Source organism: Paenibacillus sp. RU5M (genome assembly GCF_900221055.1).
Taxonomy (GTDB): Bacteria; Bacillota; Bacilli; order Paenibacillales; family Paenibacillaceae; genus Paenibacillus; species Paenibacillus marchantiae.
On record NZ_OBQM01000006.1, the window covers coordinates 217,055 to 243,963 of the forward strand.

Genomic DNA, 26,909 nt, shown 5'->3' on the forward strand with positions numbered 1-26,909 from the left:
AGTCTCACTCGTAAGCGCCGATATTCACAGCAGCCCCCTGTACTCTCGCTTTCCCCTCAATGTCCAGTGTTCCGATAATTGCGTTGTCCGTGTTCCCGGCATCAATCGCTGGAGATGTAGACTGAAGATGGAAATCGTATCCTGAAGCATTCACAAATTTGGGATCGATGAACAAGGAATGCGCGTCATTGCCAGTTCCCGTTTTATAAGCGGAGAATCCTGTGTAATCTTTATTTTTCCAAGTCCAGCTGGCTCCATTGCTTCCGGCAGGGGCGAAATAAAGATTATAATCCACAACGTTTCCGGAATTTTTGGTGTATTCATTGTAAATCAATACATCTGTAGAGCTTGCTACGAAAATGTTGTTCTTAATGACGTTATTTTGTGTGTCGTATTGAACGTAAAGCTGGCCGCTGCCATCGCCAAGCGTGTCATTTTTGTATACGGTATTGTTAACGATCTTACAGTTTACTGTAGAGCCGCGTTTGGTATCATACCCGCCCATCGCGATGCCGGTGAGTCGGTTGTTGTAGACTGCGTTGCTGCGAACAGTAATATTGCTGGTAGATTTACCGGCATGCTCGGACGCAATCTCGATACCGATATCATTGTTGTAGCTGTAGTTCTGTTCAATAATACTATCCTTGCCACCATCGACATAAATGCCATCGGCCGCATTACTGTTATTCGGAAGTGACTTCCCATACGAAGGATTATTATTGGAAGAGATATTGTAGACCTTGTTGCCCTTCACGAGTCCGTTCCGTACCTGATCGTAAGTCGTATTCGGCGCTTTACCCTCATATCCGATGAGATCAATGCCGATGTTGTCGTTATCGTGGATGACATTATTCGTCACTGAGAAGGTGTCCACGTTACCGTTGAGAACCAGGGATTCGCTGGAGCCGAGCACAAGATTATACAGTTCATTACCATTAATCGTAATATCGTGAATGGATTCCGGTGCCTTTGTTCCATATACGGCGATCCCATGTGCGTCCCGGCCAAGGAGATCACTGCCGGTTGGGGTGGCCGTGTTTTTGATATCATGGACTTTGTTACCAGACAAATTGATGAAGCTACCTGATCCGTGAACATAAATGCCTACGGGCATGACGTCCTTGGTAACTGTAGTATAATTGCGAATTTCAAATCCCTGAAGGGTAACGTAATTCACATCGGTCAGGTCAACCAACCCTTCAATCCCACTAACCGAAAGTCCTGTACCGTCAATAATCGGAGTCTCCGTGCCATCGTTAGTGAATACAATCGGCCCCTGTGAAGCGGAGCCTGAGCGGGTGATCTTCAGCTTCTGGTTGTACACACCGCCACGAACATGCACTGTACTGCCTGCAGGAACAGCATCCGCTGCGTGCTGGAGCGTCTTCCATGGCGCGCTGCTCGTTCCCGCACTGGAGTCATTTCCGTTTGTCGCTACGTAGTAATCTGTGCCTGCTGCGGCAGCAGATGAGGACCATTCAATGCCTGAAACCAGTCCTATCCCTACCGCCATACTTAATCCCACCAGCAATGTTTTACCGAATTTCAACATATTCTCAACTCCCTTTGATCAATTTGGTTGTGTTAGATTAAAATCAGGATTTATTGTTCATGCTCAGCCTGCAAAAGAAGAACAGCCTCCATTGTCGGCAAACTCCCTGTGCCACCAATGCCAAGTGTGGACAATGCTCCACATGCATTGGCAAATCGCAGCAGTTCATCACTTCGCATCCCAAGCAAGTATCCATATATGATTCCTGCGTTGAAACAGTCTCCTGCCCCTGTCGTATCGACGGGTGTCAAAGTGTAAGATCCGGCCGATATTCTACTTTCGTCCAGTTGACGTAGTGTAGCGCCTTTTGACCCTTGTTTGACCGCTACAATTCCTGCCACATCAGGAAGCATGGAATCAAGCACATGGCTTACCCCAGCGGCAGGGAAAATGTGCAGCAGTTCATCCTCGCTGGGAATAAACAAATCAGTTACTGTCAGTAGTGCACTTATGCCCTCGCGGTCCCATTGATTGGATACATCCCAACCGGTATCAAAAGACGTTCTGATTCCATCTGCCCGCAATCTTGTAAAGAGCTCTCGCCAATGAGGTCTCATTCCATCCTGCAAATAATAGGAACCAAAATGAAGATGTGCGGCCTGCTGTAGCAGGGACTCCGGGATATAATCCGGTGTTAACAATGGGATACTGCCAGCGTAAGTTAACAACCCGCGGTCATCGGGTGTGGAGAGCGACAGAGTTACACCTGTCTTGATGCCAGACAATCGGGTAACATGCTCTGTATTTACGCCCATACGCTGCAGCTCAGCTATACAGAATTTTCCGAAATCGTCATCTCCCACTACGCTAACGAATCTCACATCCGCTCCCAGGCTTGCCAGCGCACAGGCCGTAATTGCTGAAGAGGAACCAAGTACAATCTCGAAGCCATCAACCATTTTCTCCCGATTCCATTCCGGCATGACATCCGTTCCCGATACAATGACGTCTACATTTAGCTCGCCAGCAATGACAACAACGGGACTTGTGTGCTGTCTCTGCATCATTTCAATACCGGAACAAATCCCTGTTCCGCCTCATACAGTTCATCGAACATACTTCCGATCTCCTCCAGGGAGCATACAGCAGCAGTTAGTGGATCGAGCATCAGTGTATGGCGAGCCATTTCCCTGTCACTCCTCCGCACAGCTTCCACTGCCAGGTCAAAAAAAGCCATGTTCGAGCGGCACAATGCGGCCAAATGCTCGGGCAGTCTTCCAAAGCGACAAGGCTGAATGCCTTTCCCATCAACGAGACAGGCCACTTCCACCACACCATCAGCCTGCAGATTTTCAATCAGCCCCCGGTTAGGAACGTTACCATAAATGACCTTCGGCTCATTCTTCAATACTGCTTCGATAATCATGGCTGCATATTCATTACTGGATTTCAGCTCAAGCGGTGCCGTTCCCTCAAGCTGTGAAACGATCTGCTCATCATTCTCTGTCCGCCAGATCGGCCAGTTGTCAGCGTAGAATCCAGTAGCTCCGTTATAACCTGAGTTGCAGTGCTGGTCGATAAGTGATTGGCGTTTACGGTAATACGGGATATATTCCGAGAAATGGCCGCTGGATTCCGAAACGAATGCACCCAGGTATTTCATCGCATCAAAGCGGACCGGGTCCTGCCGCAGCAGTTCAGGAGTTTGTATTTTCTCCAGTAATACTGGATACAGATCTCTCCCGGCGTGGGACAGCTCCACGAACCAGGACATGTGGTTAATACCTCCGGCTTTCCATGACATCTCTTCATATGGAACTCCTGCATATTCAGCCAGTTGAGCCGACGTGTTCTGGATAGAGTGGCATAGTCCCACCACCGGAATGTCCGTAATGCGGGAAGTCAGGAGTGTAACCGCCGACATCGGGTTGGTATAGTTTAGAATGATGCAGTCTGGGCAGAGCGCTTCAATGTCCCGCACGATCTCCATCCAGCTGGGAAGGGTACGGAGTGTCTTGAACAGTCCCCCTGGTCCCAGCGTATCGCCAATGCACTGCTTTACCCCATATTTCAGCGGAATTTCATATTCATAACGAACCGTCTCCAGCCCGCCTACTTCAATTTGATTAATCACGAACTGTGAACTGCCGATGACCTCTCTACGATCCGTAGAGGCAATCACCTCCCACGTCTTCCCTGTCTGTTCCACGATCTGAAGCACCAGCCTGCGTGCCAACTCAAGCCGCCGCTCGTCAATATCAACCAGGGCAATAGTGCCACCCTCCAAGCCTTCAATCAGCAGGATATCCATAGCGATCTCTCGCGTAAATGCACTGCCTGCTCCGATAATTGAGATTTTAGTCATAACTCTTCTCCTCACCCGTTATTTCATGCCCGTCATAGCTAGGCCTTTAATAAATTGCTTCTGGAAGATCAGGAACATTATAATAACCGGTATTGTAATCAATACCGCAGCTGACATGACGACGTTGTAATTGACCTGGTGCGTTCCGTTAAAATAGACCAATGCCAACGGAACGGTCATCTTGCTCTCATCATTTAATACAATCAGTGGCCACAGATAGTTATTCCAGGAGTTCATAAACGTGAATATCCCCAACGCTGACAACATCGGCAGAATAAGCGGCATAACGATGCGAAGCATCAGCCTGAATTCGCCAGAACCGTCCATCCTTGCTGCCTCCAGCAGCTCCTGTGGAATCTCTTCTATGAATTGTTTAGCCAGAAATACGCCGTAGGAGCTAACCAGATTGGGCAAAATAATCGCCAGCAAATGGTTAACCAGTCCAAGCTCAGCCGTGATCAGATACGTGGGAATCATAATAACCTGAAAGGGAATCATCATGGTTGCCAGGATCAGAATGAACAGCAGTTTCTTACCTCTAAACTGATGCTTGGCAAAGACATATCCGGCTAGAGCGCTTGTAAACAAGGTCACCACCGTTATGATGACGGAAGTCATCAGACTATTCAGCAGCCACGTGACAAACGGCGCCTCGCTAAAAACCGTTCGGTATCCGTCCAGACTCGGCTTACTTGGAAAAAAACCGGCGGAACCTGAGACGATGTCCATGTTACTTTTCAGAGATGAAAGTACCATCCAGACATAAGGCAAAAGCATAACACAAGCTATAACTGCAAGAACTGCAATAGTAAACCCTTCCCACAGGCTGAATTTACGCGGCATCGGCTTCTACTCCCCTCTCCTCTTAATGTTCCCATTGCGTGCGTCCCCACCGAAGTTGCAGCAGCGTCACAAGCAGGATGATCATTAGAAATACGGTTGCCATAGCAGATGCGTACCCCATATTGGAGCTGGAGAATGCCTGTTCATAGATTTGCAGTGACAGCACTCGTGTTTCGTTGAAGGGTCCGCCCTTGGTCATAATCTGAAATTGTGGGAAGGCCTGAAAATAGGAAACAACTGTCGTGATGGAAACAAACAGCAACGTTCTGCGCAGCAATGGCAGTGTGATGTGAAGAAAGACATGCCATCGGCCCGCCCCCTCCAGCGTCGCTGCTTCATAGTACATATCCGGGATAGAATCCAGTCCAGCAATGAAAAGAACGATATTATAGCCAATATCAGCCCACAAGGTCATCATAATGACGGAGTAGAGCGCATAATGCGGATCACTGAGCCACTGGATCGGCGCCATATTCATCTTGGCGAGAATCATGTTGAACAAGCCGTCATTGTAATTAAACATGGTATTCCATACGATGGCCGTTCCCGCCAGCGGAGCGATCGTGGGAAGAAAGAATATAGTCCGAAAGCCATTTTTGAGCCACGGGATGCGGACTCGCTGAATCGCTGAAGCAATCAAAAGCGTAATGACAATGTTGATCAATACGGCAATAAATACAAATTTGAAGGTTACCCACAGTGACTTCAGAAAGATGGAGTCCTGGAACATGCGAATATAGTTTTCCGCCCCCACGAATATCGCGTTTGAGCTGAGCGGGTCATACTTGAATGCGGATAAGCCCAGGCTCCATGCGATGGGAAGGAAAGCAAACACCCCGAACAGAAGCAAGATCGGTACGAGTGAGATGATGATGAACCTTCGTTTTGCCCTGTAAGCTGTTGACTTTACCGCTGGGTTAACCTTGTCCGCCTTGTTGGTAGATATAGCAGTACTCATGCCCCAGCACCCCTATCACTTATGTTGATCCTGATTATCGTTGATCGTCTGTTCGATGTTAGCCAATCCGTCCTGGACACTCTGTTGTCCACTAGCCATCAGCTGGAAATTGTCGTTAACCTGCTTGAAGAAGAAATCCCGGTCTGCTATTGGGCCGATCCATTGACCTAACGCCAATATGTCCAGCGAAGGCTTTAGATGAGGATTGTTCTTCAGGAATTCCGGGTTTTCGGCAATTTCTTTTTTGGCTGGTACAGTAAAGGTGTCCGTATTCCAGGTCGAGAGGTTGTCCTTCTCCGAGATGAATTGGATGAAATCAAGCGCAGCCTCCTGCTGTTTGCTTTTCTTGGATACCGCAAGCCCCCAACCGGATTCGGCAGCAAAAACGGGTGGATTTTCCGTAAAGGAAGGCACGGAAACGTATTCAAAATCATCAACCTTATAGTTGTTCTGTCCCGCAGCAATCGTCCAGGGACCGCGATAGGTCATGGCTGATTTCCCCTGAAAAAAATAGTCAGAGGTATCCAGCTCACCGCCGAACGTGGTTAAATCCGCAACTTTGTCATCGGCCACGAGCGAGACCAAGGTGGACATTGCTTTCTCCGCCTCCGGTGAGTGGAAATTAACATGTTCGTCTTCACCCATAAAACTTGCACCTTGCTGCAAAATAAGGGATAAGAAAGTAAACGTAATATTGTCTGCTGATACAAAATCGAAACCTTTGACTTTGATTACATTGTTCTCACGGACAGTCAATTTTTTGGCGTAATCCACAAGCTCTGTCCAGTTGGACGGTGCGTGTTCGAAGCCATGGTCTTTGAGCATTTGCGGATGAATCAACATGCCGCCGTTCTCAATGTTGTATTCAAGTGGCAGCCCGTATAACTTGTTGTCTCGCAAATATCCCCCAAGGGGAGCATCATAGTACTCTTTTTTTACATTTTCACTATCAGGGATTTCGACAAGCAGATCGTTCTTGGAATATTCGGGCACCCACGTGCCGAAAAATTCGGCAATATCGGGTGGTTTCTTCGCGGAGAATGAAGCTTTCAGCTTCTGGCTGTATACATCATATGGAAAGGTCTGATACTCGATCGTTATATCGGGGTGTAAGGTCTGGTATTTGGATATTAATTTCTTGTATGCGCCCACAATGGCGTCTTCCTGATGACTCCAAAAGACCAGATTCACCTTACCTTGCGGGTCTGCGGATGTATCGCCGCCTGAAGAGGAGGAGCTGGAACAGCCCGCTTCAGCGAATACAACACAAACCATCGCAATGATCAGCATAAACTTGGAAAAATGCATTCGCATATCCTCCCTTGTCCTGCAAATTAGCCAGCATATGAAGGGAAGGGCGTTTGAGTATTACGCGTATTTAAATAGAAGCAATGTGGTCTGTAGTTGTATGTATCGCAATCTGATGCTCCCGGCACGCCTGCTCAAACCATCCCTCCGGCTGTTTATTCGTAATTACTCCTGTCACCTGAGTTAAGGGAGCAATCGTAAACAAAGCACTTTTCTCAATCTTGCTTTGATCGAATACAGCATAAACTTCGCTGGAACGTTCCATTGTTAATTGGGCAATACGAGCTTCAAGCTCGGAATGCATCGTAAAGCCAAAATTCTGCGTTACTCCGTCCACCCCGAGAAACATTTTCGTAATGTTAATTTTGTCGATCACACTTTCTGCCAGCGGACCGCATAACTCGTAGCTTTTAGACCGCATAACGCCGCCAATGACCACAACCTGAATATCTTCGGCATCAGCCAATTCATAAGCAATATTCACCGCGTTGGTGACAATCGTAATATTACGGTGCTTTTTGAGTGCTTTCGCAATAAAGAACGTCGTTGTACCGCCCGTCAGGCAGATAATGTCTCCCTCTTTAACAAGGGCAGCGGCCGTGGCAGCGATCCGTTCCTTATCCATCCGTCGGAAATCGCGTTTTGCTGCAAAAGGTAGCTCCGATACCGCCGACGTCAGGCCCCCTTCATATATGGCTCCCCCATTTGTTCGAATAATCTCGCCCGCTTTTTCAAGTGCGTCCAAGTCACGTCTTGCGGTTGCTTCCGAGCAGCCAACCGTCTGGACAATCTCTTGCAGCGATATTTTTCCATGCGATTTAATCAGTTCCAATGTTTGTGCTCTGCGCAGTTCACCCTTTGAATATTGCATAAGTCTCTCCTTTAATATGTCTGGGCCTGCATGATATCCGTTAACTTCAGCCCGTGCTAGCTCTATTGTGTAGGATGAAAGGATGGATTGCAATATGTCGACGTGAACTGCATCCCATAAGAAAAGTATCTCTCTAACGGTTATTCATGAGGGATATGAAGCTGATTTTCAAAACCTTCAACCATCATAAAGGTATAATTTGCACCTGATGTTCGTACTCCTCAAACAGAACATAGTCGATGTCACCTGCTTTAGAAGACATTGCATTCGTAGCAGCAGCCGCGACAGCCGTACGCAGTCTGGACTCATCCGAATCGCCGCGCTCTCCTGCATATGCCATGCCGGCAACAAAGGCGTCTCCGCAACCTACCGTATTCACAGGCTGAATGGTTGGCGGCTTCACCATATATGCTTTTCCGTTTAAAATAGCCAGAGCACCGTCACTGCCGAGTGTTATGCACACCTCATCAATGTCTTGATCCGCCAACCTGTGCGCTGCACGGGCCCATTCGCTCACTTTTCTTGGCTTCTGCCCCAGCCATTCGGCCAGCTCCTGCTCATTCGGCTTCACGAAATGGGGTGTTGCACTCAGCCCAATGGTGAAACTTGTTCCACCTGTATCCAGAAAGGCTCTCGCGCCTGCTGAACGAACAATACAAATCAGTTCTGCGTACAAAGTGTCCGGTGCACCTGGGGGTAAGCTTCCAGACATAATAACTGCACTAGACTGGATGGCGAGCTCCTGTACTTTTTTCTTGATCGCTTCAACTTCAGCTTCTGACATATTTGGACCCTGCCCAAGCAGCTCGGTAGAGCTACCACTGGAATCATCCACAATGTTGAGGCAGACTCGTGAGTCTCCCGCTGATTGGATAAAAGCAGTCCGTATCCCTCGTTCAGTCAGATTTCTCTCAATAAATACACCGTTATTGCCGGCAATAATGCCTGTAGCTGTGACTTCACCGCCGAGCTGCCGGATCACCTTGGCTACGTTATTGCCTTTGCCACCTGGCTCATTAACCTGTCTTGTCACCCGATGCACTTGGCCTACGCCAAACTTGTCAACGTACAACGTCCGGTCGATGGCCGCATGGAGTGTGACCGTGGTAATCATCGAACTACGCCGGCTTTGCCAGTGCTTCCGCATAACCGTATTTTCTCCATGGCAAGCCGTTTAACTGCTTCCTTCGCCGGAGCCATGTATTTACGTGGATCATTCTCTTCTGGATGGATTAGAAATACATCTTTGATAGCTTCGGAAAAAGCAATACGCAGCTCTGTGGCTATATTTACCTTGGACATCCCCAGTGCAACCGCCCGATGAATCTGTTCAGCTGGTATGCCCGAACCACCGTGCAGCACCAAAGGAACCGATACTCGATTCGCAATGGTTTCAATTCGTTCAAAATCTATGTTCGGCTGTCCCTTATAAATACCGTGTGCGGTACCGATTGCTGGAGCCAGTGTAGTTACACCAGTACGTTCAACAAACTGCACGCAATCTTCCGGATCTGCTAGGGAAGCATGCTGTTCCTCGACGACAATATCGTCCTCAACGCCGCCAACCTTACCAAGCTCAGCCTCCACGTTTACGCCAGATGCCTGGGCAACCTCCATCACTTTACGGGTTAGGTTCACATTTTCTTCAAAAGGATACATGGATGCATCGATCATAACGGAGGTATAACCTGCTCGTATGCATCGGATAATCGTTGAAAAATCAGTGCAGTGATCCAAATGAAGTGCGATGGGGATATCCGTCAAGTCCGCTGCGGTTTTAGCCGCATGAGCAATGTAATCTGGTCCCAAGTGGTTGACTGTGCCCACCGTAGTTTGAATAATGAGCGGTGATTCGGTTTCTACAGCCGCTTCAACGACAGCCTGAAGCATTTCCAGGGTATGAACGTTAAATGCAGCGATGGCGTATTGATCCCTGCGAGCTGTTTGCAGCATTTCAGTGGACGAGATCAGTGGCATATCCATTCCCCCTTTTAAGGTTTCGTCGTTACATAGCGACGATTTGAACGATCCTGCACCTCCCTTCACGGGTCAGATGAGTATGGGAAACATTTGATAATATCTAGCTTGTGATCATAATAATCTTTTTATTTGATTAAATCAATCATTATTTTGGAAAACTATTGCAATTTAGAGGGATATAAAGGCATAATTATGATTAACACAATCATCAAACTATATATTTGATCGAAAAGATCACAAACTGAAGTTATCAATCTAAATCATTCCCGGGAGGTATTTTTATGAGTTTGACGTATCGTGAAGTAAAAGAACAATATAAGGCCCTACAGCAGACCTACAACTATTTACTGGCCAAGCGCACGGAATTTACTGCCTTTGTCCAAGCTCAAGCGATTACCTCCGTAACCTTTGTTGGCGCCGGGTCCAGCTATTGCTTGAGCGAAGCGGCCGCTTTTTCCTTCCGTTTGCGTGCTGGCCTGCCTGCAATGTCACTTGCCGCTGGTGATCTCATGCTCCATGCAGAACGCTATCGTCCCATGCTGGAGGGTAGCCTGATCATAGCGCCGTCACGATCTGGCAGTACGAGTGAGGTCGTTGAAGCATTGCGTTTACTTCAGTCCGATCAACGTATTCCATTATTAACGATTTCTTGTGTAACGGGCTCGCCGTTATCCAAAAACGCTGATTTCCCTCTGGAACTGCCCTGGGCTTTCGACCATAGCGTTTGCCAGACCCGCACAGTAACCAATCTGTATGCAGCCAATCTGCTGCTTGCCGCTTTTCTTGCTGGTGATGAGGAGCTGATTATCGATATGCAGGAAGCGATTCATCAAGGTGAAGCCTACATGGCACGTGTAGAGGACAGCATCCGCCGTGTCTCCGACTTCAATTGGACGAATACAGTCCTGCTTGCAGACGGTGAACTACAAGGCCTGGCAGCCGAGGGTGCCATCGCTTTGACCGAAATTGCCAAGACACAAGCCCACGCATACCATCTTCTTGACGTTCGGCACGGCCCGATGGTCACCGTGGGTTCGGATACTTTAGTGATTGCTGCCTTGTCGGACAGCGGTATTGAGCATCAACGCAATCTGTTGAGGGATATTAAGGAGCGTGGAGCCACCATTATTACATTTGCCGATCGGGCGATGGGCATCCCGCAGGAGTTCATCGACCTTGAAATCACAACTAGTCATCCGCTTAATACAGCGGTGCGGGGTATTCCTTTCATCTTCATCTCGCAAATCGCTGCTTTGGCTAATGCCGAACGCCATGGTATTAACCCGGATCAGCCCGATGGGCTGGTGGCCTGGGTCAAGCTATAAAAGATAGCTTTGTTCTTTCAATTGGCTTGGAAGGTTGGAAAAGGGGAATTTCAGAGGGAGATTCAAAGACTTCTATTCAGCAGAATAGAAGTCTTTTACTTGAAGGTCAAAAATCAATTTCATGCGTCCCGTGAGATAATTAGGCAAACATTTGATATGAATGATATAACGCTAGAATGATGATTTGGTACATAATAAACCTATAAGAAGGAGGGCTTTAACATGGAAAAAGTAATACTTAACAATGGTGTGGAGATGCCCATTATGGGTTTTGGTGTTTATCAAATTGCAGATCAAAATGAATGCGAACAAAGCGTTTACGATGCCATTATGGCAGGATATCGCCTGATTGATACAGCTGCCTCATATCTGAACGAAGAAGCCGTTGGTCGAGCCATTAAACGAAGTGGTGTCCCAAGAGAAGAATTATTTATTACTACAAAGCTTTGGGTTCAGGATACGGGATATGAAAACACTAAAAAAGCATTCCAAAAATCTCTGGATCGATTGCAATTGGATGTGTTGGATCTGTATTTAATTCATCAGCCTTTTGGCGATGTGTACGGCTCTTGGCGCGCTATGGAGGAATTGTATCGTGAAGGAAAGGTCCGTGCTATTGGAGTTAGCAACTTCCAGATGGATCGTCTGATCGATTTAATCATTCATAATGAGGTAGTTCCTGCGGTAAACCAGGTTGAAACACACCCTTTCTATCAACAAATCGAAAGTGCTGCTTTTATGAAAGAAAATAATGTTCAGATTCAATCCTGGGCGCCTTTTGCTGAAGGAAGAAATGATCTTTTCCAGAATGATGTATTGCTATCCATTGCGAAAAAGGTGAATAAATCTGTTGCACAGGTCGTTTTACGCTGGTTGACACAAAGAGAAGTCGTTGTCATTCCGAAGTCAGTTCGTAAAGAGAGAATTGTTGAGAACTTCAATATCTTTGACTTTGAATTAAGCCAAAATGATATGGAATCAATTACTGCATTAGATACGAATCAAAGTCTGTTCTTTTCTCATAACGACCCAGAAATGGTGAAGTGGCTCGGTACACGTAAACTTGAAATCTGACCCTTTCTATCGATAAAAAAGTCGCCATTTCTGGCGACTTTTTGTGTTCATGCCCTATTGAACTGTTTACTACAATCCAATAAACATATTTCTACTGAACGGTCCCCAATTTCCACCAGTGAATCCGGATCTCCCCTCCAAATTGACAAAGCATGGAAGCAAAATATAAAGAACACCCATAGTCGCGTTAACATTGAAGGTTATAACAAATCTCGTTTTGGAATTATTAATAGGAGCGATCATCCCCCGATCAGCACGAATCGAATTTTCTTTCCCGATGGCTTCTCCCATTCCTAGACTGGCTATATCTGATGGACTAGCCATATTACTTCTTATCCAATAGTTCGATATGTTTGTTGCGGATGCTAAATCCGCTGGCTGATCGTACGTCACTACAATCTGATTGGATGCGACTTGCCTAACCTCCACAACTACAGGATGAGGAGTCATAGCTTCCCTTTCTCTCCCGCCCACGTTCTCGATCCAATAAGGATGTGATGTATTCGAATGATGATTAATTGACATTAGATTAATTCCCTCCATGACTGACTTCAATAGTCATTTGTCCTGAGATAATGTATGTAGGTAAATGACCAATGGTGTCTTACAAAGCACCCCAGATCACAACCAGCCATAGCTTCAAATCCTCAGCACCAAAAAATACACTTCACACAATGATAAAGTGTTTAGTGTATTTGGTGTTAGCCTATTACTCTAATATAATAATAGGGTTGACGAGTATATTAAATTACATTATTTATTTAAAATCGGTATTTCCCCTAGCAGGTTCTTCAAGTTGATTGAATCCCATGGCATATGCTCGGTAATACCCAATCCCACAACATCTGTTTCTTCCGACAATTCTTTGAGCAGATGAAGGAGCTGAGGAATTTGCAAGCTTCCCGCAGGAGAGTACGTATAAGGGCCTTCAGGATTAGCGAATAATAACGAGCGAAAAGCCTTAGGATCAAGCACATCTAGATCCAGGTGAATAGCCAGATGCTTAATGCCGCTTTCTTTGATCCACTGTTTGATGGATGCTGTACTTTTCGTTAATTCTTCGACTCCGGCAGTTTTAATGCCAAGTCTTTGAATCATTTCAGTATCTGATTCTGCAGTCGTTATACCTAATCGTTCAAACGCTTCTGAGATCACTTCGTCTTCCTGTTCTGTAGGTGTTGCCAACCCCGCGATAAAGACATTTTCAGGTTTTAGAGGGATTTTTACATGTTTTGCAAACTCTTCATCCCCTTCTCCCAAAAGATTACCCAGAGGTAACGTATGTCCGTTATCATAACCCGCGTAACCAACCAAATCACTGTGCGCGTCGATCCAGATTAAGCCTAATTCTCCATTATACCGTTCGTTTAAATAGGCAAACGGAGCTTGTTCGACCAAGCAATCCCCACCAAACATGACGATACGGTCAGGCTTGTGAGCATGAATAATATGCTGGGCTGCTTCCAATTGTTCAATGAGCTGTTTTCTCCCATTTACACCATCCTCGTTTTTCAGTGGGGTTCCATCATATGCTTGTACAGGAACTTGAATCAGGGGTTGATCATTATCAGGAGCCAGCCAGGCAAGCAGTTCCGCCCCAAAAGAGTAGTTAGGATTATTTCCCCCTTGCCATTGTGGCATTAACAGACGTATTGTTTTTTGATTCATGTTTTTCTCTCCTTTACTTCAAAGTAAGGTTAGTATAAACTGAACGCAAATCAAAAAGTAGTACGCACAATTATGACAGGTACTACCCGAAAGGATAGCATAAATATGAGCATGGCTGAATATCAAGGTAAGGTTAAACATATTCAAGATACGCCTTTTGGCTACACATTGTCTGTCATTGGCGGCAAATGGAAGATGGTCATCATTTATCTTTTAGCAGAAAACCAACCGGTACGCTTCAATGAACTGAAAAGACAAATTGGAGCGATTACGTTTAAAACACTGAGTTCACAACTAAAAGAATTGGAAGCGGATGGTATGGTCGAACGGAAAGAGTATCCACAAGTCCCGCCTAAAGTCGAGTACAGACTGACCGATAAAGCCGAAACGTTATTGCCCGTTCTGGAAGGTTTATGTGAGTGGGGAGTACAAAATCAAAGTGAAAGAGATGTGTTGGAGGATGATTAACTTTAGAAATAAAACCTATCGCTGTACCTCGGAAATTGTTATGAGCTTACTTAGCGGCAAATGGAAAATTTCTATACTCAATCACTTAACTAAAGGTCCCATTCGGTTTAATGAGCTTCAGCGACTTCTTCCGGACGCAACTCAACGCATGATTACAATGCAGCTCAGAATGCTTGAAAGCGACGGCCTGATTATTCGCAAGGTCTATCCGGTTGCACCGCCAAAAGTAGAATATTATTTGTCCGATCTGGGCGAGGAACTGGCCCCCATGCTACAGATGTTGTGCAAGTTTGGTACGACTTATATCGAGAAATTCCCCGACGAAGTATCCTGCGACAATGATGACTCTCGCCGCGACATCGCTAATGTAAATTAAAGTAGTCGTAATTAGACGGCAGCAGCTCTGTACGAGTACGCTGCCGTCGTCATATCATCTGTCACGAATGGTTTATAGCATTACAACACCAAAAATTGCGTTCCATACCCCTTCCCAGAAACCAAAGCTGCTTCCAGCTCCTCTTGATCTCCTTTGTCCACTAACACCACATTTTCGGGATACAGCTTGCCTAACAAAGCCCACTGTACAAGTTCATTTCCGCCTGTTGGTATGATATGGACTCCATTATCCGTATTTGTCACCAATCCGGAATGCGACAAAATGTCTGCTACCTGATGAATGCTGGTCGATGTTCGCTTCACAGTAGCATCCTTGGAATGGTTGTTCTTTTCAGGCCGATATGAAAATCGATGTCCCCTGAAGAGCTGACCGAGATCCACACTAGATTCTACACTAGATGATACATGACCTTCCCTCTCCAGTCTGAAACGCAAGGTCGTTCGATCTGAATCTGTATTCGGAAGCAGCCGTGCGATGGATGGAAGATCACTATGATCCTCTGAAATGTGAAAGTGATCCTTGCTGCCAGGTATACCCGTTCCTGCTTCGTCGCGTGGTGCAGCATAATAATCGTCATATTCATATTCGAAAGAGATGGCAACTAAATCTTTTGTATCTTCAGTCTCAATGGTTTGTACCGGATGCCACTTCAGAAGATAACGTGCAGCCGTACCAGCCGACTCTCCCAATCCAGCGGGCAACACAGTTCCCAAAGGATATTGAAAGCCGTAACCAGCAGAGGTCAAACTCGAGCTAAGCACACTCTGTGCATATTGAACAATCGCCTTGTGAGTTAATTCCTTCCCGAGCAATTGAGTTAAAAAGACCTTACGGGCAGGCTCCAGAAAACGTAATCCTTTGAATTGCGTGTGTTCCATGACTTCAAACGGTACTTGTTCCCAATTGGCAAAGGGAAGTAATGCATCCCGCAGCAATACAAATTGGTGCAAGTATTCATTATATAACTGCATAACTCTTGGTCCCCCAGCGGGACCCCAAACCTGAGCAATAGTTTCCGGTATCAGGGTATGACCATAGCAATGACTTCTAAATTCCAGCTCTCCTAGGGTTTCCGGTCCATATTGCGCCAGTGCCCTCTTTTCAGAATTAATCTCTCGTGCCCAGAGAACCAATTGTTCACCGATACGTGCCGCCTGTGCCGTAACTTCAACACCTGCCTTATCCTTCAAAGCCAAAGGTCCAAGCGGTAGTGATGAAAGATCACCGGAGATCGCCAAATTGGCCTGAAGGCTGTCCAATAACACCGAAGGATTACCTTCTATCGGTTCGCCCAGCTGAACCAGTATCGCCTCAAGCAGTTTATCCAGCTCTATGACGACCTCTTTTGCTCTATATATGCCATTAGGCAATTTCCAATCCAAAGCCGCATTCTCTCCTGGTCTAATTGAATCCTGTGGATATGTGCCAATGAGAGACTCCACATCTATTGCGTTTCCCCATACGATCCGTTTATCTTTCAAGTGAAGTTGATACGCTGGCATTTTTCCCACCCCTTCAGTACGATTTTTATATTGAACGACAATTCAATTTGCCCTTCGAATGTTAGATTATCAGGTGCCCTGATCGTTGAATAGTACGCACTTTTTTGTATGATCCGATCATTTTTGTGTCGTAGGATACTTTTTGATCCTGCAAAATAAAGGGTCGATTTGTACGACAAACAATGCATCACCTTTCTGATCCTGTGCATTAGAATGAAATACAAGCATTTCAAAAAGAGATGCCCCAGCTAATCTGCATTAGCGTGGGCATCTCTTTATGTTCAACGACCTACTTTGCAGCATATAGGGCCGTCTTAAACTATTTGGGTACTTTACAACGTTTCGACTATTCTCCGCGAACAACACGAAACCCCTGATCCGGACCAAAACCATTTGCATCAAATTTGCCTCGAAAAGCGATCTCGTTATTGTTGACACCACCGATCCAGCCCCCGCCTTTTATTACCCGAAATGAAGCAATTTGGCTCTCAGCATCGCTGTACCAGTCCCAGCACCATTCTCTTACATTGCCAGACATATCGTAGATTCCAAGCTCGTTGGGCTGTTGGGTACCAATCGATTTGGTTTTGGTTTTGTTGCTCTCTATGGCAGGCCAGTTCCAGTCTCCAGTTAAGATTTTGTCCCCGGCGTTCTTCCAATACCATGCGACTTTGTCGGCGTTGTTGCTGCCGCTGTATGTGTAATTCTTGCTCTCCTGACCTCCGCTTGCGGCATATTCCCATTCCGCTTCTGTAGGCAGTCGGTAACCGTTAGTTCCCTCATTAATCGTTACTGTCCATTTTATATTATCGTTATCATTCTTATTATTCTGGTCTTGGGTATCCTTATCGATGTTGTAATGCGGCTTCAAGCCCTCTTGTATACTTCTTTGATTGCAATACTCTACCGCATCATACCAACTCACCATTTCTACCGGTAATTGATCTCCTTTGAATCCGGAGGGGTTATTTCCCATGACATCTTCCCACTCTTTTTGAGTTACCTCATATTTCCCGATATAAAAGTTAGACAGGGTCGCATTTCTTCCAGCAAAATTGGACTTGTTGTTCTTAAACGTTCCACCTTGCACGAATACAAGGTTATCCTCCGGTTCGGGTTTATCCTGCGAACAAGCACTCATCACTACCATTATTGCTATTAAAAAGAACATTAATAGCTTTCTCATTGAACAATCTCCTTTAAACTAATGGGAAAATAATTGGCTATGATACCTATCATTTCGTATCCGGCAACGTCGAAGGCCATTTGTCTGGCTGAAACGGCCTTCAACATATCCGGACTGAAAGTAGAACTGAGGAAAAGGCATTGAGCCTGTCCTTAATGCATAAAAATCTGTTTTACTTACGTTAAATGGGGTTGCTTACCGTGGATTACTTACCACACCGTTACGTTGGAACTTCCACTGCTTTGATATCCTTCTGTCGCTAACACCTGGTATGACCAACTGCTACCCAGATTCATTCCTTTACTTGCCCATGCGTTCACATGGTTGCTGAATGTAATAGCGGAGTTAACTCCGGTCGCTCTCTTCGATTGTCTTACGCTCCAGTACTGGGCAAAGGTTTGTGTACCGTCAATGGAAGGTGCATTGTATCGCATCGTTGTATAGATGTCATATGTTCCTCCGTCACTGGTGACAGTACCTTTAAACGTTCCTGTTGGTCGGTAAGTGCCCCAGCTATCTACAACGTAATATTCAATAAGTGCATTTCTTGTCCACCCGTAGAGTGTCAAATAGCCATTGCCGGATGGAGACCAAACCCCAGCATTATAGTTAATTGTCCGGTTTGGAGATCCAACATTCCAGCCTTTACCAACAACAAAGTTCCCCGTATTTTGCCATGTCACACTGTAATTTCCGCCCGACCCATTCACAGCATTAACCGTACCGCCGCCATCGGTCCAATTCTGCCAATAATCTGTCGCTGCACTTGAGGTTGCTGCAAACACGCCAAAACTCATGGAAGCCGCAAGAATGACCGTCAACATTTTTTTGCTAAATTTAAACATACTCTACCTCCCAATATGATTGTATTTGCCTTATCGACTGCTTTCGTCTGATTCTCGGTTGAAGTTCTCAATTACCATTTGATGCAATTCTTTTTTTACTTTTACCTCCTTTCTGACTAAATTATAGAATGATAGCGGTTACATAAAAACCTGACAAACTAAAGATTAATCTCTAATATGTTTAGATTTATGTCTGTTTTCCTTCTAAAAATCGACTTCTACCTACAGGAAAACAAATATGCAAAAAGCCGCCCAGAAGGGCGGCTGTGAAAGTGATGCTGAGGATATTAGTGATGGATAGACTACACATTAATAAATTATTTTAGCATTACGGACCAGTCCGGGTCTTTGTACCTTTTATCCACTACACGTCTTACCAGGATAAGTTCCTCCGGGATGTGGTCTAACCCCATAATTCGATATTCATAAGGCTGTTGATGATTGCGATCCCCCATGCTAATAAACCCCTCTCTCCAATTATCGGTAAGCGTATTTTTTAAAGTTGACGCTCCCCTCTTATTAACGTCATACTGCTTGCCTGCTGAATCGTATGCTTTCCATTCTTCATTGTTTATTTCGTTATCCATTTCCCCGTAGAACGATACGGCTGTTTCAAATGTGGCATCAGGGTTTTGTGAGTCCTCAAGCGACGTCCCAACCAACTCTATGCGGTCTGTTAATATTTGAAAAGATTTGGGTTCTATCAGCTCCGATGGCCTAAAGGAAATTCTGCTACCGTCTGTTTCCGCGACCGAGTAACCATCCAAAATAAAACGATATGGTTCATGCTCTGGCAAGTACTTGAAAATATAACTCCAACAAATCTTCCCGTCTCCAATGACTGCATAATCAGTAGACATCAGACTAACCATGTCACCATTCTTTCTCGAATTTACCGAATGAATTTCTTCATTCTCTTTAGTTTCAAAGTGAAAGCTCAACATCTGCTTTTCCCATAAATCACCGGGTGACCTTGCCATTGCAGCATCATTAAGTTCAGTCTCCAGTTCAAAACGAACTCCTTGCACCATTCTCGTTAACCTCTTTAAAGTGACTGTCATTCCGTGTGGCGTTGTGTAGCTACCAGACAATTCTTCTATTTTCGTTTGCTGGTTAGCCTCTCTCATATCTATATCAAAGCTAAAGTTCCAATCTCCTTCAATGGAAGGCTCATTCTTGTTGCCAAGCGTCTCGATATTCCCTTCTATCGTAATCTTGTCTGTCTCCAATGGCTCATTGAAGAAAGCAACCATATAATAAAAATCATTTGTGTACCCCATATCGTACATGGTGTCCAAGTCTTTACCGTTAGCATCTTTAATTGTAATGTTGTTCAGATCTCCAAGGAGTAACTTATGGCGATCGTGCTTACCTTTTTTATCAAAGAGTTGAAGAGCCAGCGTCACTCGGGTAGGGTCTGCAACTGCTTCATCAATTACCAGCGTATAACCTTTGTCCTTGACTTTAATGTGAGGATTATGCACTAGTCCCAATTCTTGTGCCCGCAAAAGTCCAATATCCGGGTTATCCTTGGCAAATAAAGACCGGATCATCTCACCAAATGTTGGTACGGAATAAATCGAAACCGCTCCTAGGATGAAAAAGAGGGCTAAAGCTGCTGCTGCCCATCTCCATTTTTTATGGGGATATTTCTTTTTTACCTTCTGCTCCGAAATGGAGGAAAGTGCGTTATCCATAGCAAGTTGTACTGTATCTGGAATGATCAGGTCTTTTCTTTTAGCATTTAATAATTGCTTAATCTCACGGTCAACCGGATCATGAAAATTCATATTTGCCCTCTCCTTCCCCTAGAACGAGCTCTGATAATTGTCGTCTGGCCCTGAATAACCTTGACTTTACTGTTCCTTCAGAAACTTCAAGCACTCTAGCTATTTCCTTGACCGATAAGTCCTCGATATAAAAAAGTGTCACGATGGTTTGAAGCTGTTCATCCAATTCGTCAATTACCTCAAACAGCTCAATTTGTTCAAAATCCCCCTTATAAGATGTCTTTCTCATATCATAAGGGACAAGGGATACTCGCTTTTTTTTCTTAATAATCCGATTACACTCATTGATTAAAATCCGAATGATCCAAGTTTTAAAATAAGTTGGCTCTTTCAGTGTATGTACATTAGAAAAAGCTTTAGCAATGGTCTCCTGTATCGCATCTGCACAATCTTCATCCGTTTTAACGATTGATCTTCCTATAACAAATAGGCTTTGTTGAACAGCACGTATTAAAAATACAAAAGCTTCCTTATCTCCTTGTCTTGCAAGTTCGGCTTTTTCTGATAAATCCACCAATGCTCCCCCTTTCCTTCATTTCTTCTATTGATTAGATCATCCTATACTTGGTTTGGTTCACGAGAAAACAATAATCTTTTTTTTCAATTCTACCCCGTATCTTTTTAATGACTTGATTCGTTTACAAAGAGATACTATTTCTTTCTACGGAGGATTAATATTATGGAAATTTCAAAGGGAGTCGAAATGCTCCATCTGGACTATCATGGGAATGTGATACACCCTATTCTTTTAAAGGATCAAGAAATGACTATTCTAATAGACACTGGTTTTCCAGGTCAATTTAAGGATTTACGTGTGGCAATGGAGAAGGCTGGCGTTTCAATAGACCAATTAAATGCAGTTATTTTGACCCATCAGGATGTCGATCATATAGGGAATCTACCGGAGATTTTACAGACGCGTGGCAACGCTGTTTATGTATATGCACACGAATTGGATAAGCCGTACATCCAAGGGGAACTGCCTCTGATAAAAGATGGTCACCTGGATAATCCGCCAAAGGGCACAGTAAACCATACTTTAATAGATGGTCAGGAACTGCCGTTTTGCGGCGGGATTCGCGTTATTCACACGCCTGGACACACACCCGGTCATATCAGTCTTTATTTGAAGGAAAGTAAAACTCTCATTGCCGGGGATTCCATGTACAGTGTAGAAGGTATACTTGGTGGAATTCACGCCCCGACTACACCGGATATGAACGCAGCAAAGCTCTCGTTGAGAAAATATGCAGATTTCGATATTACATCTGTCATTTGTTACCACGGGGGATTAAGTAATGTAAATGTGAAAGATCAGATAGCAGCACTCAACCAAGATTAAATTTTCAATATACACTATCGGTGAGTATTATTCAGTTATTTTAAAACCAGACTGCTCATTTTGCTGTCATTATAAATCATAAAGACGCTTCTTCAGGTGCTCGCCACCCGTGGGAACGTCTTTTTTCGTTGAAGAGAATAAGCAAATCATTGGACATTTTTGTTGCAAACCCATAATTGTTCGTATACAATAAAACAAATTAGTTGTTCTATAAATATAGAACAAGAAAGAACAGGGGGGAATTCGAGCTATGAACTACAAAGTGGAAGTTGATTTCGCGCCCATTTATGAATGTGTAAGCAGCCTGACGGTTTTCATGAGTAAACAGAATCATAATGCTCTGGATGCTGGAAAACTATGGGTCAGAGAAGTACAAGATCGGTTCGCACCTGCCAAACTACAACAAATGCGGGAGACGATGAAACTTGTAGATGATTTTAGCCTTGCACCTTATATTTGGAGTTGTCCCGGTGAACGCTCAGTGAGTAGTTTTTTGGATTGGCTTGAAGACCTAACCACGGGCCAGCTATATGACATCGCTGCTAATGTGAAGTTGTCCGTTCCCTCCAATCTCCCGGAACTGCGCAGCCGGACATCCGAAGCGCTGCGTGAATGGGATACCCACTATTTCAGCCAAATTGATTCGGCGATTATCGAAGGTCTCGCCTTAGAAGCTGAAACCAGACGGTCCAGTTTAAACGGAACCAATGACTTAGAGGTCTATGAGGAGGCAACAGAAGGTATGCGTCTATACCCCACCCCTCTGCTCAAACAAGTGATTCTAATCCCTCAATATCATGCTCGTCCCTTTGTCACCTCAGCCATCTTTGATGAAGTGATTTTCACAAGTTACTCTGCCGATATTCTCCCACCAGCAACGGGTCGGCCTGAACATCGGTTGTTGCGTCTAACGCGAGCTTTGTCCGACGAGACCAGATTATATATCCTCCGCCTGTTGGCTGGAAGGCAGTTAACATTCACTGAGATCGTTAGCGAGGTTAAACTTTCTAAAAGTACGGTTCACTACCACCTGATTTCATTAAGGGCAGCGGGGCTTGTCATCGTGCATTATAACCAGAAAACGACCTCTTACAGCTTGCGTTTAGAAGCTCTCAACAAGCTTTCGGAACAGATTTCAGCTTATATTGAAGAATGATGATCATGCCCTTTAACCTACGCACACGGAGGAACACTCATGCTTAAGCGCAGTTATTATGGTTTACTAGCGACTGTCACTCTGAGTTCATTTGGTGACGTATTTGGTCTTCTGGCTATGGAATGGCTTGTCTATGAAATAACTGCATCTAAGATGGCCATGGGTGCGATGGCACTAAGCTTTAGCATTCCAGAAGTGGCCATTCGGTTGCTCGGCTCGCCGTTAGCCGATCGGTTACACCGAGGGCGGTTCATGGCAGTGCTTGCTTCTGTTAGGTTGCTTGCTCTCTTATTACCGCTGAGTCTGGGACTCGCAGGACACTTGCAATTATGGCATCTTTTCCTGGCCGCAGGACTAAGCGGGGCATGTTCTGCCCTATTCATGCCCACCGCAATGGCAATTATTCCCGGAGTATCAGATAAACACAAATTGGTGCGTGCATTCGCGGTAATCGACGGCTGCCGTAATGCAGCTGCTTTGTTGGGCCCAGCCTTAGCCGGAGCTCTTACTGCCGTAGCTGGGGCGTTGCCAACGCTGGGCATCAACGCCGTTTGTTACACCGCCGCCATTGCCACGTTGCTCTATCTGCCCACAATGCAGAAGCCAGTAGCAGCTAAGTCCTCATTTTCAATTAAGGCTTATTTCAGAGATATCCATGAAGGTTTCTCCTTTTATCGTAGTTTCCCGGCCATGCTTTCGATTATGGGAATGGTTTCGATCAGCAACATGTCTTCTGTAGCGATCTGGACGATGATGATTCCTTTTGTTCGTGAAGTGTTAAATCGGGATGCCGCTGCTATGGGTACACTCACCACTGCTTCAGCATGTGGCACATTAATAGGACTTTTGGTCATCTCGTGGATGGGTGAAATCAAAAGACGACGGACAGTTATGTTGTGCAGCCTAGCCGCCATCGGGCTTTTTAACGCCTTACTGGGCCTATTCCCGAGTTATCCGTTTGCGCTCGTTGCCTTATGTGCCGCTGGTGCAGCAGGACCTTTCTTTGGTTCTCTCAGTTCAGCTTTGCATGGTACACTTGTCCCCGGACCTCTTCAAGGCCGAGTCAACTCAATACGGTTCCTCATTGGTGGCGGACTACAGCCTGTAGGTGCTTTTGCAGGTGCAGCGGTTGCAGAACTCTATGGTCTGCCTTTCTTATTCTTGTCTTTGGGTCTGCTCCCCTTGCTTTGTTCGGTCGCCGCAGCTTTCCTTCCCAACCTGAAGAATTTAGATGGTGATTTATCTGCTTTACAGAATAGAACACAATTCAATTCTCATAACAAGGTAATTAACACATTATAGAAATATCATTTTTCTAAAATAGGTGAATCTCTGGATTAGTTGTGTGTATCCGCTATAGCTGACTTGTAATCTACAAATCGGATACACACCGCACAAAAAAGAACGACAATCCCGATCAAGGTTTTGTCGTTCCTCATTCATTTAAATTTTCTTTCCTATATCTTCTACGCTACAGCAGTTCGAACTGAAGCTGAGGTTCTGTTATCTCAGTTTTCCCTTCCAGCTGTACAGCGCCATATCCCAATTCCAGAACCGCAGCAATTCGCTCGTTGCCTAACAGGCCAAACTTTTCAGCACGACTCCGGTCGTACATCCAGTCATGCAACGTACTGCGCACACCCAGGCCCTGTTCATGGGCAAGCAAACGAAAATTTTGGATCAGACAGCAGACAGCTGCAAAGTCCTCTTCCCGCTTATGATGATCCGCCTCTTCCTTCACCAGAACCAGAAGATACGCTGGAGCGTGCTCCTGCATTCCCTGCATGAGTTTCCCATTACGATTATCGGCAAAAATAAATCGCCACGGCTCACGAAGTCCATCATTTGGCGCCCACACGGCGTGATTGAGCAATTCAAGGATTAGCTCCTGTGATACCGGTCGATCCAAAAAATATTTCGGACTGTGTATGCCCCCTTGCAGATCGGACAATTCCATATTTACATCCTCCCTTCTACGTAGTCTGACCCTGAAATACAGTCCACTTTTGCTCAGCTGGTGTTCTTTTCCGGCTTCTTGGCGCTTTGTCGTAATATCCCATATGAAGAATGCCAACAAATCTTTCATCCTCACGCAGTCCAATTCCTTTGAAAAAGCCTTCATTCTGAATCATGGACTCTGTATCCCACAGCATTCCTAACCCTTGTTCCCATCCCAGCAGTTGGAAGCTCTGCATCATCCCGCAGGCAGCCGCATAATTGCGATCATTGGTCAGACGATCCGGTCCTACAGTCGACATAACAATGACATGAGCAGGAATATCGGTAAACCTCTTTTTAAACACATCCAGCAGTTTTCCCGGAATCAACTTGCCGAGCTTGCTCTGCGACATCTGTTCCAGCATGCAGTCCACCAACCGTTTGCGTGCTTCGGGGGTTCCGGCATAAACGACACGCCATGAGCCAGCTTCAACAGATGGTTGAAGCCGCGTAGCCTTGTGCAGCAATTCAACAACCAACTCCTTTTCCACCGGTGTAGAATTACATTTACGAATACTTCTGCGTTTCCTGATCAATTCTGCCAGACTCAAGTGTTTCACTCTCCTTCAGTTTATCTGGATTCCATATCCATGCTGCTGTCTTGAAGAAATTGAAGTATTATTTTCAGCTCCGGTTCCGAATATTTGTCCAAAGAACGATAGAACCGTTCAGCCTCAAGTACATGTAAACGTTCATGCAGTTCAAAGATCTTTTTGCCTTGTGGTGACAACCGGAAATAGCTCTCCTTTTTGTTGTCATTCATTTTCGTACGTTTGACGAATCCTTCCTCCAGCAGTTTGTTGCCGATCTTGGTAATACTCGCTTTGGACAAATTCATCGCCTCAGCAATCCCTGTGTTGTTAATAGGCTCATGCTTGCCAATGCAATCTATCATATGAACCGCGGTCAAATGCTGAGGGATTTTGTCCATGCTTTCCCGCTGGGCGATACTTAGAAAATGTTCAATTTCCGTATCCTTGTGATTCTCATATACATGTAAAAACCGGATAAATTGGTCATACAGTAACTGTTTTGTTCGATCGTTTGAATCCATTCTTCAATCGCTCCTTATTTACTTTTAAACAATAAAAAAACCTTGAATGATTAAACTAATTCAGGAAATTAATCTGAAATAGTTTACTTGTCAACAATATATCATGAGTGAGAACAGTTATCAACTATTTCCTCTGGTAAAAGAAAAAAATTAGAATTAAGCCCTAGGCTACCTTACTGCTTGGGAAATGGCATCTTACATACAGAAACATTTTCTATTTTGATAACGTCTACATATTCAAATAATTAATCCTTAGTGGAGGAGCCTATGTTTAAAAAAATCACTATTTCCTTGCTGACAACGACTCTGCTCATCCTGCCGAGCTTTGCGGCTACCGGGGAAGCTGCAAACCAGTACATCACAATGGATACTGGCATGCTACAAAATAATCGTGTTCTAATTCCGTTACGGGCAGTGTCCGAAAACTTGGGAGCGGAAGTTAACTGGAACAAAGAACTAAAAAATATCACCATGACCAAAGGTGAAACGACAATACTTTTGACCATTAACTCTAAAAAGATACTGGTTAACCAAGAGGCAGTTTCTCTGGATGTTCCTGCGGAATTAAACGATAACACCACCTATGTCCCGGCGCGGTTTATCAGTCAAACTTTAGGCGCTGACGTGCAATGGAATCAACAAACCAGCCAAGCAACTATTACTCTTGATGGTAAGCAACTACAGGTAACGATGGCAAAACCCAAAGTGCAAGTGCCCAATACAAAGAGAATAACGGCCAAACAACAGCAAATCTTCGTTGACAAATTAAATGAAGCGACAAATCTGTCGTCGATTAAGCAAATTCGGACGTACTTTAGCACCTATTTTACAGATCGTTTTATCAATCAAATTATTCAGGATAAAGGGCTGGAATATGACTTTAAATTCAAAATCATTAGCCAATCCAGCCTGACTTACCCTGACAGTAATACAGCTAGATTAAGTCAATACTCGGGTTCTAGTTCCGTTTACGGTAACAAGGAAACACTCTACCGAAGTGCCACACTCGTCTATACAAATAAGGGCTGGAAAGTAGATCGTGTTGAATTTTCATTAATAGACGAGATACTTAATCCTTAAGATCATCTCTCTCTATAAGAGAAATCCATTAACTATTGAACAATTTTGCTTTTTCAAGTACTATCAATCTAAACAATTTAAACGATCATATGTAACTGGCGAACACGGTGAACCGTGAGGGAGCATATGGTTTTGTAATAAGCCGTACGCCTGGGCAGAGGTAAGGAATATTTATTTCCTTGCCTCTTTTTTATGTTGAAAGGGCGA

The 26,909-nt window shown here is 44.9% G+C and carries 27 protein-coding genes and 1 riboswitch; of the genes, 8 read left to right on the top strand and 19 right to left on the bottom strand.

Annotation, left to right across the window (positions count from 1 at the left end; translation table 11 throughout):
• Window positions 1-4 precede the first annotated feature (4 nt).
• The 9 genes from CRO25_RS18965 to fba all read right to left on the bottom strand — a co-directional run bounded on the left by CRO25_RS18965 (window position 5) and on the right by fba (window position 9,814).
• Window positions 5-1,552, bottom strand: coding sequence for a right-handed parallel beta-helix repeat-containing protein (locus CRO25_RS18965; RefSeq protein WP_079696053.1), 1,548 nt, complete (start codon window positions 1,550-1,552; stop codon window positions 5-7).
• Window positions 1,553-1,602: 50 nt separating this feature from the next.
• Window positions 1,603-2,556 carry a carbohydrate kinase family protein gene (locus CRO25_RS18970; protein ID WP_179132210.1) on the bottom strand — a complete coding sequence of 318 codons (954 nt, stop codon included), beginning with the start codon at window positions 2,554-2,556 and terminating at the stop codon, window positions 1,603-1,605.
• Window positions 2,556-3,857, bottom strand: coding sequence for an alpha-galactosidase (gene melA / locus CRO25_RS18975; protein ID WP_079696055.1), 1,302 nt, complete (start codon window positions 3,855-3,857; stop codon window positions 2,556-2,558). Before melA ends, CRO25_RS18970 begins: the two co-directional genes overlap by 1 nt.
• Before the next feature lie 18 nt (window positions 3,858-3,875).
• Window positions 3,876-4,700, bottom strand: coding sequence for a carbohydrate ABC transporter permease (locus CRO25_RS18980; RefSeq protein WP_079696056.1), 825 nt, complete (start codon window positions 4,698-4,700; stop codon window positions 3,876-3,878).
• Between the two features lie 22 nt (window positions 4,701-4,722).
• On the bottom strand, window positions 4,723-5,658 hold the full coding sequence (locus CRO25_RS18985) for a carbohydrate ABC transporter permease (protein ID WP_063565013.1): 936 nt from the start codon (window positions 5,656-5,658) through the stop codon (window positions 4,723-4,725).
• A 15-nt stretch (window positions 5,659-5,673) separates the two neighbouring features.
• Window positions 5,674-6,966 (bottom strand): ABC transporter substrate-binding protein, encoded by a 1,293-nt coding sequence (locus CRO25_RS18990; protein ID WP_079696057.1) that lies wholly within the window; start codon window positions 6,964-6,966, stop codon window positions 5,674-5,676.
• 70 nt (window positions 6,967-7,036) lie between these two features.
• Window positions 7,037-7,837: a DeoR/GlpR family DNA-binding transcription regulator gene (locus CRO25_RS18995; RefSeq protein ID WP_079696058.1), complete on the bottom strand. Its 801-nt coding sequence runs from the start codon at window positions 7,835-7,837 to the stop codon at window positions 7,037-7,039.
• A 184-nt stretch (window positions 7,838-8,021) separates the two neighbouring features.
• Window positions 8,022-8,984, bottom strand: coding sequence for a 1-phosphofructokinase family hexose kinase (locus CRO25_RS19000; RefSeq protein ID WP_079696059.1), 963 nt, complete (start codon window positions 8,982-8,984; stop codon window positions 8,022-8,024).
• The gene (gene fba, locus CRO25_RS19005; protein WP_063565016.1) at window positions 8,948-9,814 is read right to left on the bottom strand and encodes a class II fructose-1,6-bisphosphate aldolase; all 867 of its coding nucleotides are present in this window, start codon (window positions 9,812-9,814) and stop codon (window positions 8,948-8,950) included. The genes CRO25_RS19000 and fba overlap by 37 nt, the downstream gene beginning before the upstream one ends.
• A 284-nt stretch (window positions 9,815-10,098) precedes the next feature.
• Here fba and CRO25_RS19010 point away from each other — a divergent pair, with 284 nt between their 5' ends.
• Together CRO25_RS19010 and CRO25_RS19015 are read left to right on the top strand one after the other, a co-directional pair.
• Entirely contained in the window at window positions 10,099-11,142 is a 1,044-nt protein-coding gene (locus CRO25_RS19010; RefSeq protein WP_079696060.1) for an SIS domain-containing protein, read from the top strand.
• A 222-nt stretch (window positions 11,143-11,364) separates the two neighbouring features.
• Entirely contained in the window at window positions 11,365-12,216 is an 852-nt protein-coding gene (locus tag CRO25_RS19015; protein WP_079696061.1) for an aldo/keto reductase, read from the top strand.
• 69 nt (window positions 12,217-12,285) lie between these two features.
• On the opposite strand, the gene CRO25_RS19020 is transcribed toward CRO25_RS19015, so the two are convergent.
• A complete protein-coding gene (locus tag CRO25_RS19020; protein WP_306291819.1) occupies window positions 12,286-12,741 on the bottom strand; it encodes a hypothetical protein in 456 nt (151 codons plus the stop codon).
• 228 nt (window positions 12,742-12,969) lie between these two features.
• Window positions 12,970-13,884, bottom strand: coding sequence for an arginase family protein (locus CRO25_RS19025; RefSeq protein WP_072732842.1), 915 nt, complete (start codon window positions 13,882-13,884; stop codon window positions 12,970-12,972).
• Window positions 13,885-13,989: 105 nt separating this feature from the next.
• On the opposite strand from CRO25_RS19025, the gene CRO25_RS19030 reads away from it, so the two are divergent.
• Both CRO25_RS19030 and CRO25_RS19035 read left to right on the top strand, forming a co-directional pair.
• A complete protein-coding gene (locus CRO25_RS19030; RefSeq protein ID WP_063565019.1) occupies window positions 13,990-14,352 on the top strand; it encodes a helix-turn-helix domain-containing protein in 363 nt (120 codons plus the stop codon).
• Window positions 14,345-14,728 carry a helix-turn-helix domain-containing protein gene (locus tag CRO25_RS19035; RefSeq protein ID WP_063565020.1) on the top strand — a complete coding sequence of 128 codons (384 nt, stop codon included), beginning with the start codon at window positions 14,345-14,347 and terminating at the stop codon, window positions 14,726-14,728. The genes CRO25_RS19030 and CRO25_RS19035 overlap by 8 nt, the downstream gene beginning before the upstream one ends.
• 80 nt (window positions 14,729-14,808) lie before the next feature.
• On the opposite strand, the gene CRO25_RS19040 is transcribed toward CRO25_RS19035, so the two are convergent.
• The 5 genes from CRO25_RS19040 to CRO25_RS19060 form a co-directional block, all read right to left on the bottom strand.
• On the bottom strand, window positions 14,809-16,251 hold the full coding sequence (locus CRO25_RS19040) for a hypothetical protein (protein ID WP_079696062.1): 1,443 nt from the start codon (window positions 16,249-16,251) through the stop codon (window positions 14,809-14,811).
• Between the two features lie 346 nt (window positions 16,252-16,597).
• On the bottom strand, window positions 16,598-17,437 hold the full coding sequence (locus CRO25_RS19045; protein WP_079696063.1) for an SUMF1/EgtB/PvdO family nonheme iron enzyme: 840 nt from the start codon (window positions 17,435-17,437) through the stop codon (window positions 16,598-16,600).
• Between the two features lie 209 nt (window positions 17,438-17,646).
• Complete coding sequence (locus CRO25_RS19050) at window positions 17,647-18,282, bottom strand: glycoside hydrolase family 11 protein (RefSeq protein ID WP_072732839.1); 636 nt, start codon at window positions 18,280-18,282, stop codon at window positions 17,647-17,649.
• A gap of 317 nt (window positions 18,283-18,599) precedes the next feature.
• Window positions 18,600-20,072, bottom strand: a complete 1,473-nt coding sequence (locus CRO25_RS19055) for a DUF4179 domain-containing protein (protein ID WP_079696064.1) — start codon at window positions 20,070-20,072, stop codon at window positions 18,600-18,602.
• Complete coding sequence (locus tag CRO25_RS19060) at window positions 20,059-20,586, bottom strand: sigma-70 family RNA polymerase sigma factor (RefSeq protein WP_064638412.1); 528 nt, start codon at window positions 20,584-20,586, stop codon at window positions 20,059-20,061. The genes CRO25_RS19055 and CRO25_RS19060 overlap by 14 nt, the downstream gene beginning before the upstream one ends.
• 165 nt (window positions 20,587-20,751) lie before the next feature.
• Between CRO25_RS19060 and CRO25_RS19065 the strand changes: the two genes are divergently transcribed.
• The 3 genes from CRO25_RS19065 to CRO25_RS19075 all read left to right on the top strand — a co-directional run bounded on the left by CRO25_RS19065 (window position 20,752) and on the right by CRO25_RS19075 (window position 23,872).
• Window positions 20,752-21,414: an MBL fold metallo-hydrolase gene (locus CRO25_RS19065; RefSeq protein WP_079696065.1), complete on the top strand. Its 663-nt coding sequence runs from the start codon at window positions 20,752-20,754 to the stop codon at window positions 21,412-21,414.
• Between the two features lie 250 nt (window positions 21,415-21,664).
• Window positions 21,665-22,570, top strand: a complete 906-nt coding sequence (locus CRO25_RS19070) for a helix-turn-helix transcriptional regulator (RefSeq protein ID WP_079696066.1) — start codon at window positions 21,665-21,667, stop codon at window positions 22,568-22,570.
• Between the two features lie 39 nt (window positions 22,571-22,609).
• Window positions 22,610-23,872 carry an MFS transporter gene (locus CRO25_RS19075; RefSeq protein WP_079696067.1) on the top strand — a complete coding sequence of 421 codons (1,263 nt, stop codon included), beginning with the start codon at window positions 22,610-22,612 and terminating at the stop codon, window positions 23,870-23,872.
• Window positions 23,873-24,041: 169 nt separating this feature from the next.
• Here the strand turns inward: CRO25_RS19075 and CRO25_RS19080 are convergent, their stop codons facing one another.
• From CRO25_RS19080 to CRO25_RS19090, 3 genes are read right to left on the bottom strand one after another with little or no spacing between them, the layout of a single operon-like run.
• Window positions 24,042-24,527, bottom strand: coding sequence for a nitroreductase family protein (locus tag CRO25_RS19080; RefSeq protein ID WP_079696068.1), 486 nt, complete (start codon window positions 24,525-24,527; stop codon window positions 24,042-24,044).
• Between the two features lie 16 nt (window positions 24,528-24,543).
• A complete protein-coding gene (locus tag CRO25_RS19085; RefSeq protein WP_079696069.1) occupies window positions 24,544-25,119 on the bottom strand; it encodes a nitroreductase in 576 nt (191 codons plus the stop codon).
• Between the two features lie 20 nt (window positions 25,120-25,139).
• Window positions 25,140-25,622 (bottom strand): MarR family transcriptional regulator, encoded by a 483-nt coding sequence (locus tag CRO25_RS19090; protein ID WP_063565031.1) that lies wholly within the window; start codon window positions 25,620-25,622, stop codon window positions 25,140-25,142.
• 267 nt (window positions 25,623-25,889) lie between these two features.
• Between CRO25_RS19090 and CRO25_RS19095 the strand changes: the two genes are divergently transcribed.
• Window positions 25,890-26,702, top strand: coding sequence for a stalk domain-containing protein (locus CRO25_RS19095; RefSeq protein WP_079696070.1), 813 nt, complete (start codon window positions 25,890-25,892; stop codon window positions 26,700-26,702).
• Between the two features lie 81 nt (window positions 26,703-26,783).
• Window positions 26,784-26,865, top strand: a riboswitch (ZMP/ZTP riboswitch).
• The last annotated feature ends 44 nt before the right edge of the window (window positions 26,866-26,909 follow it).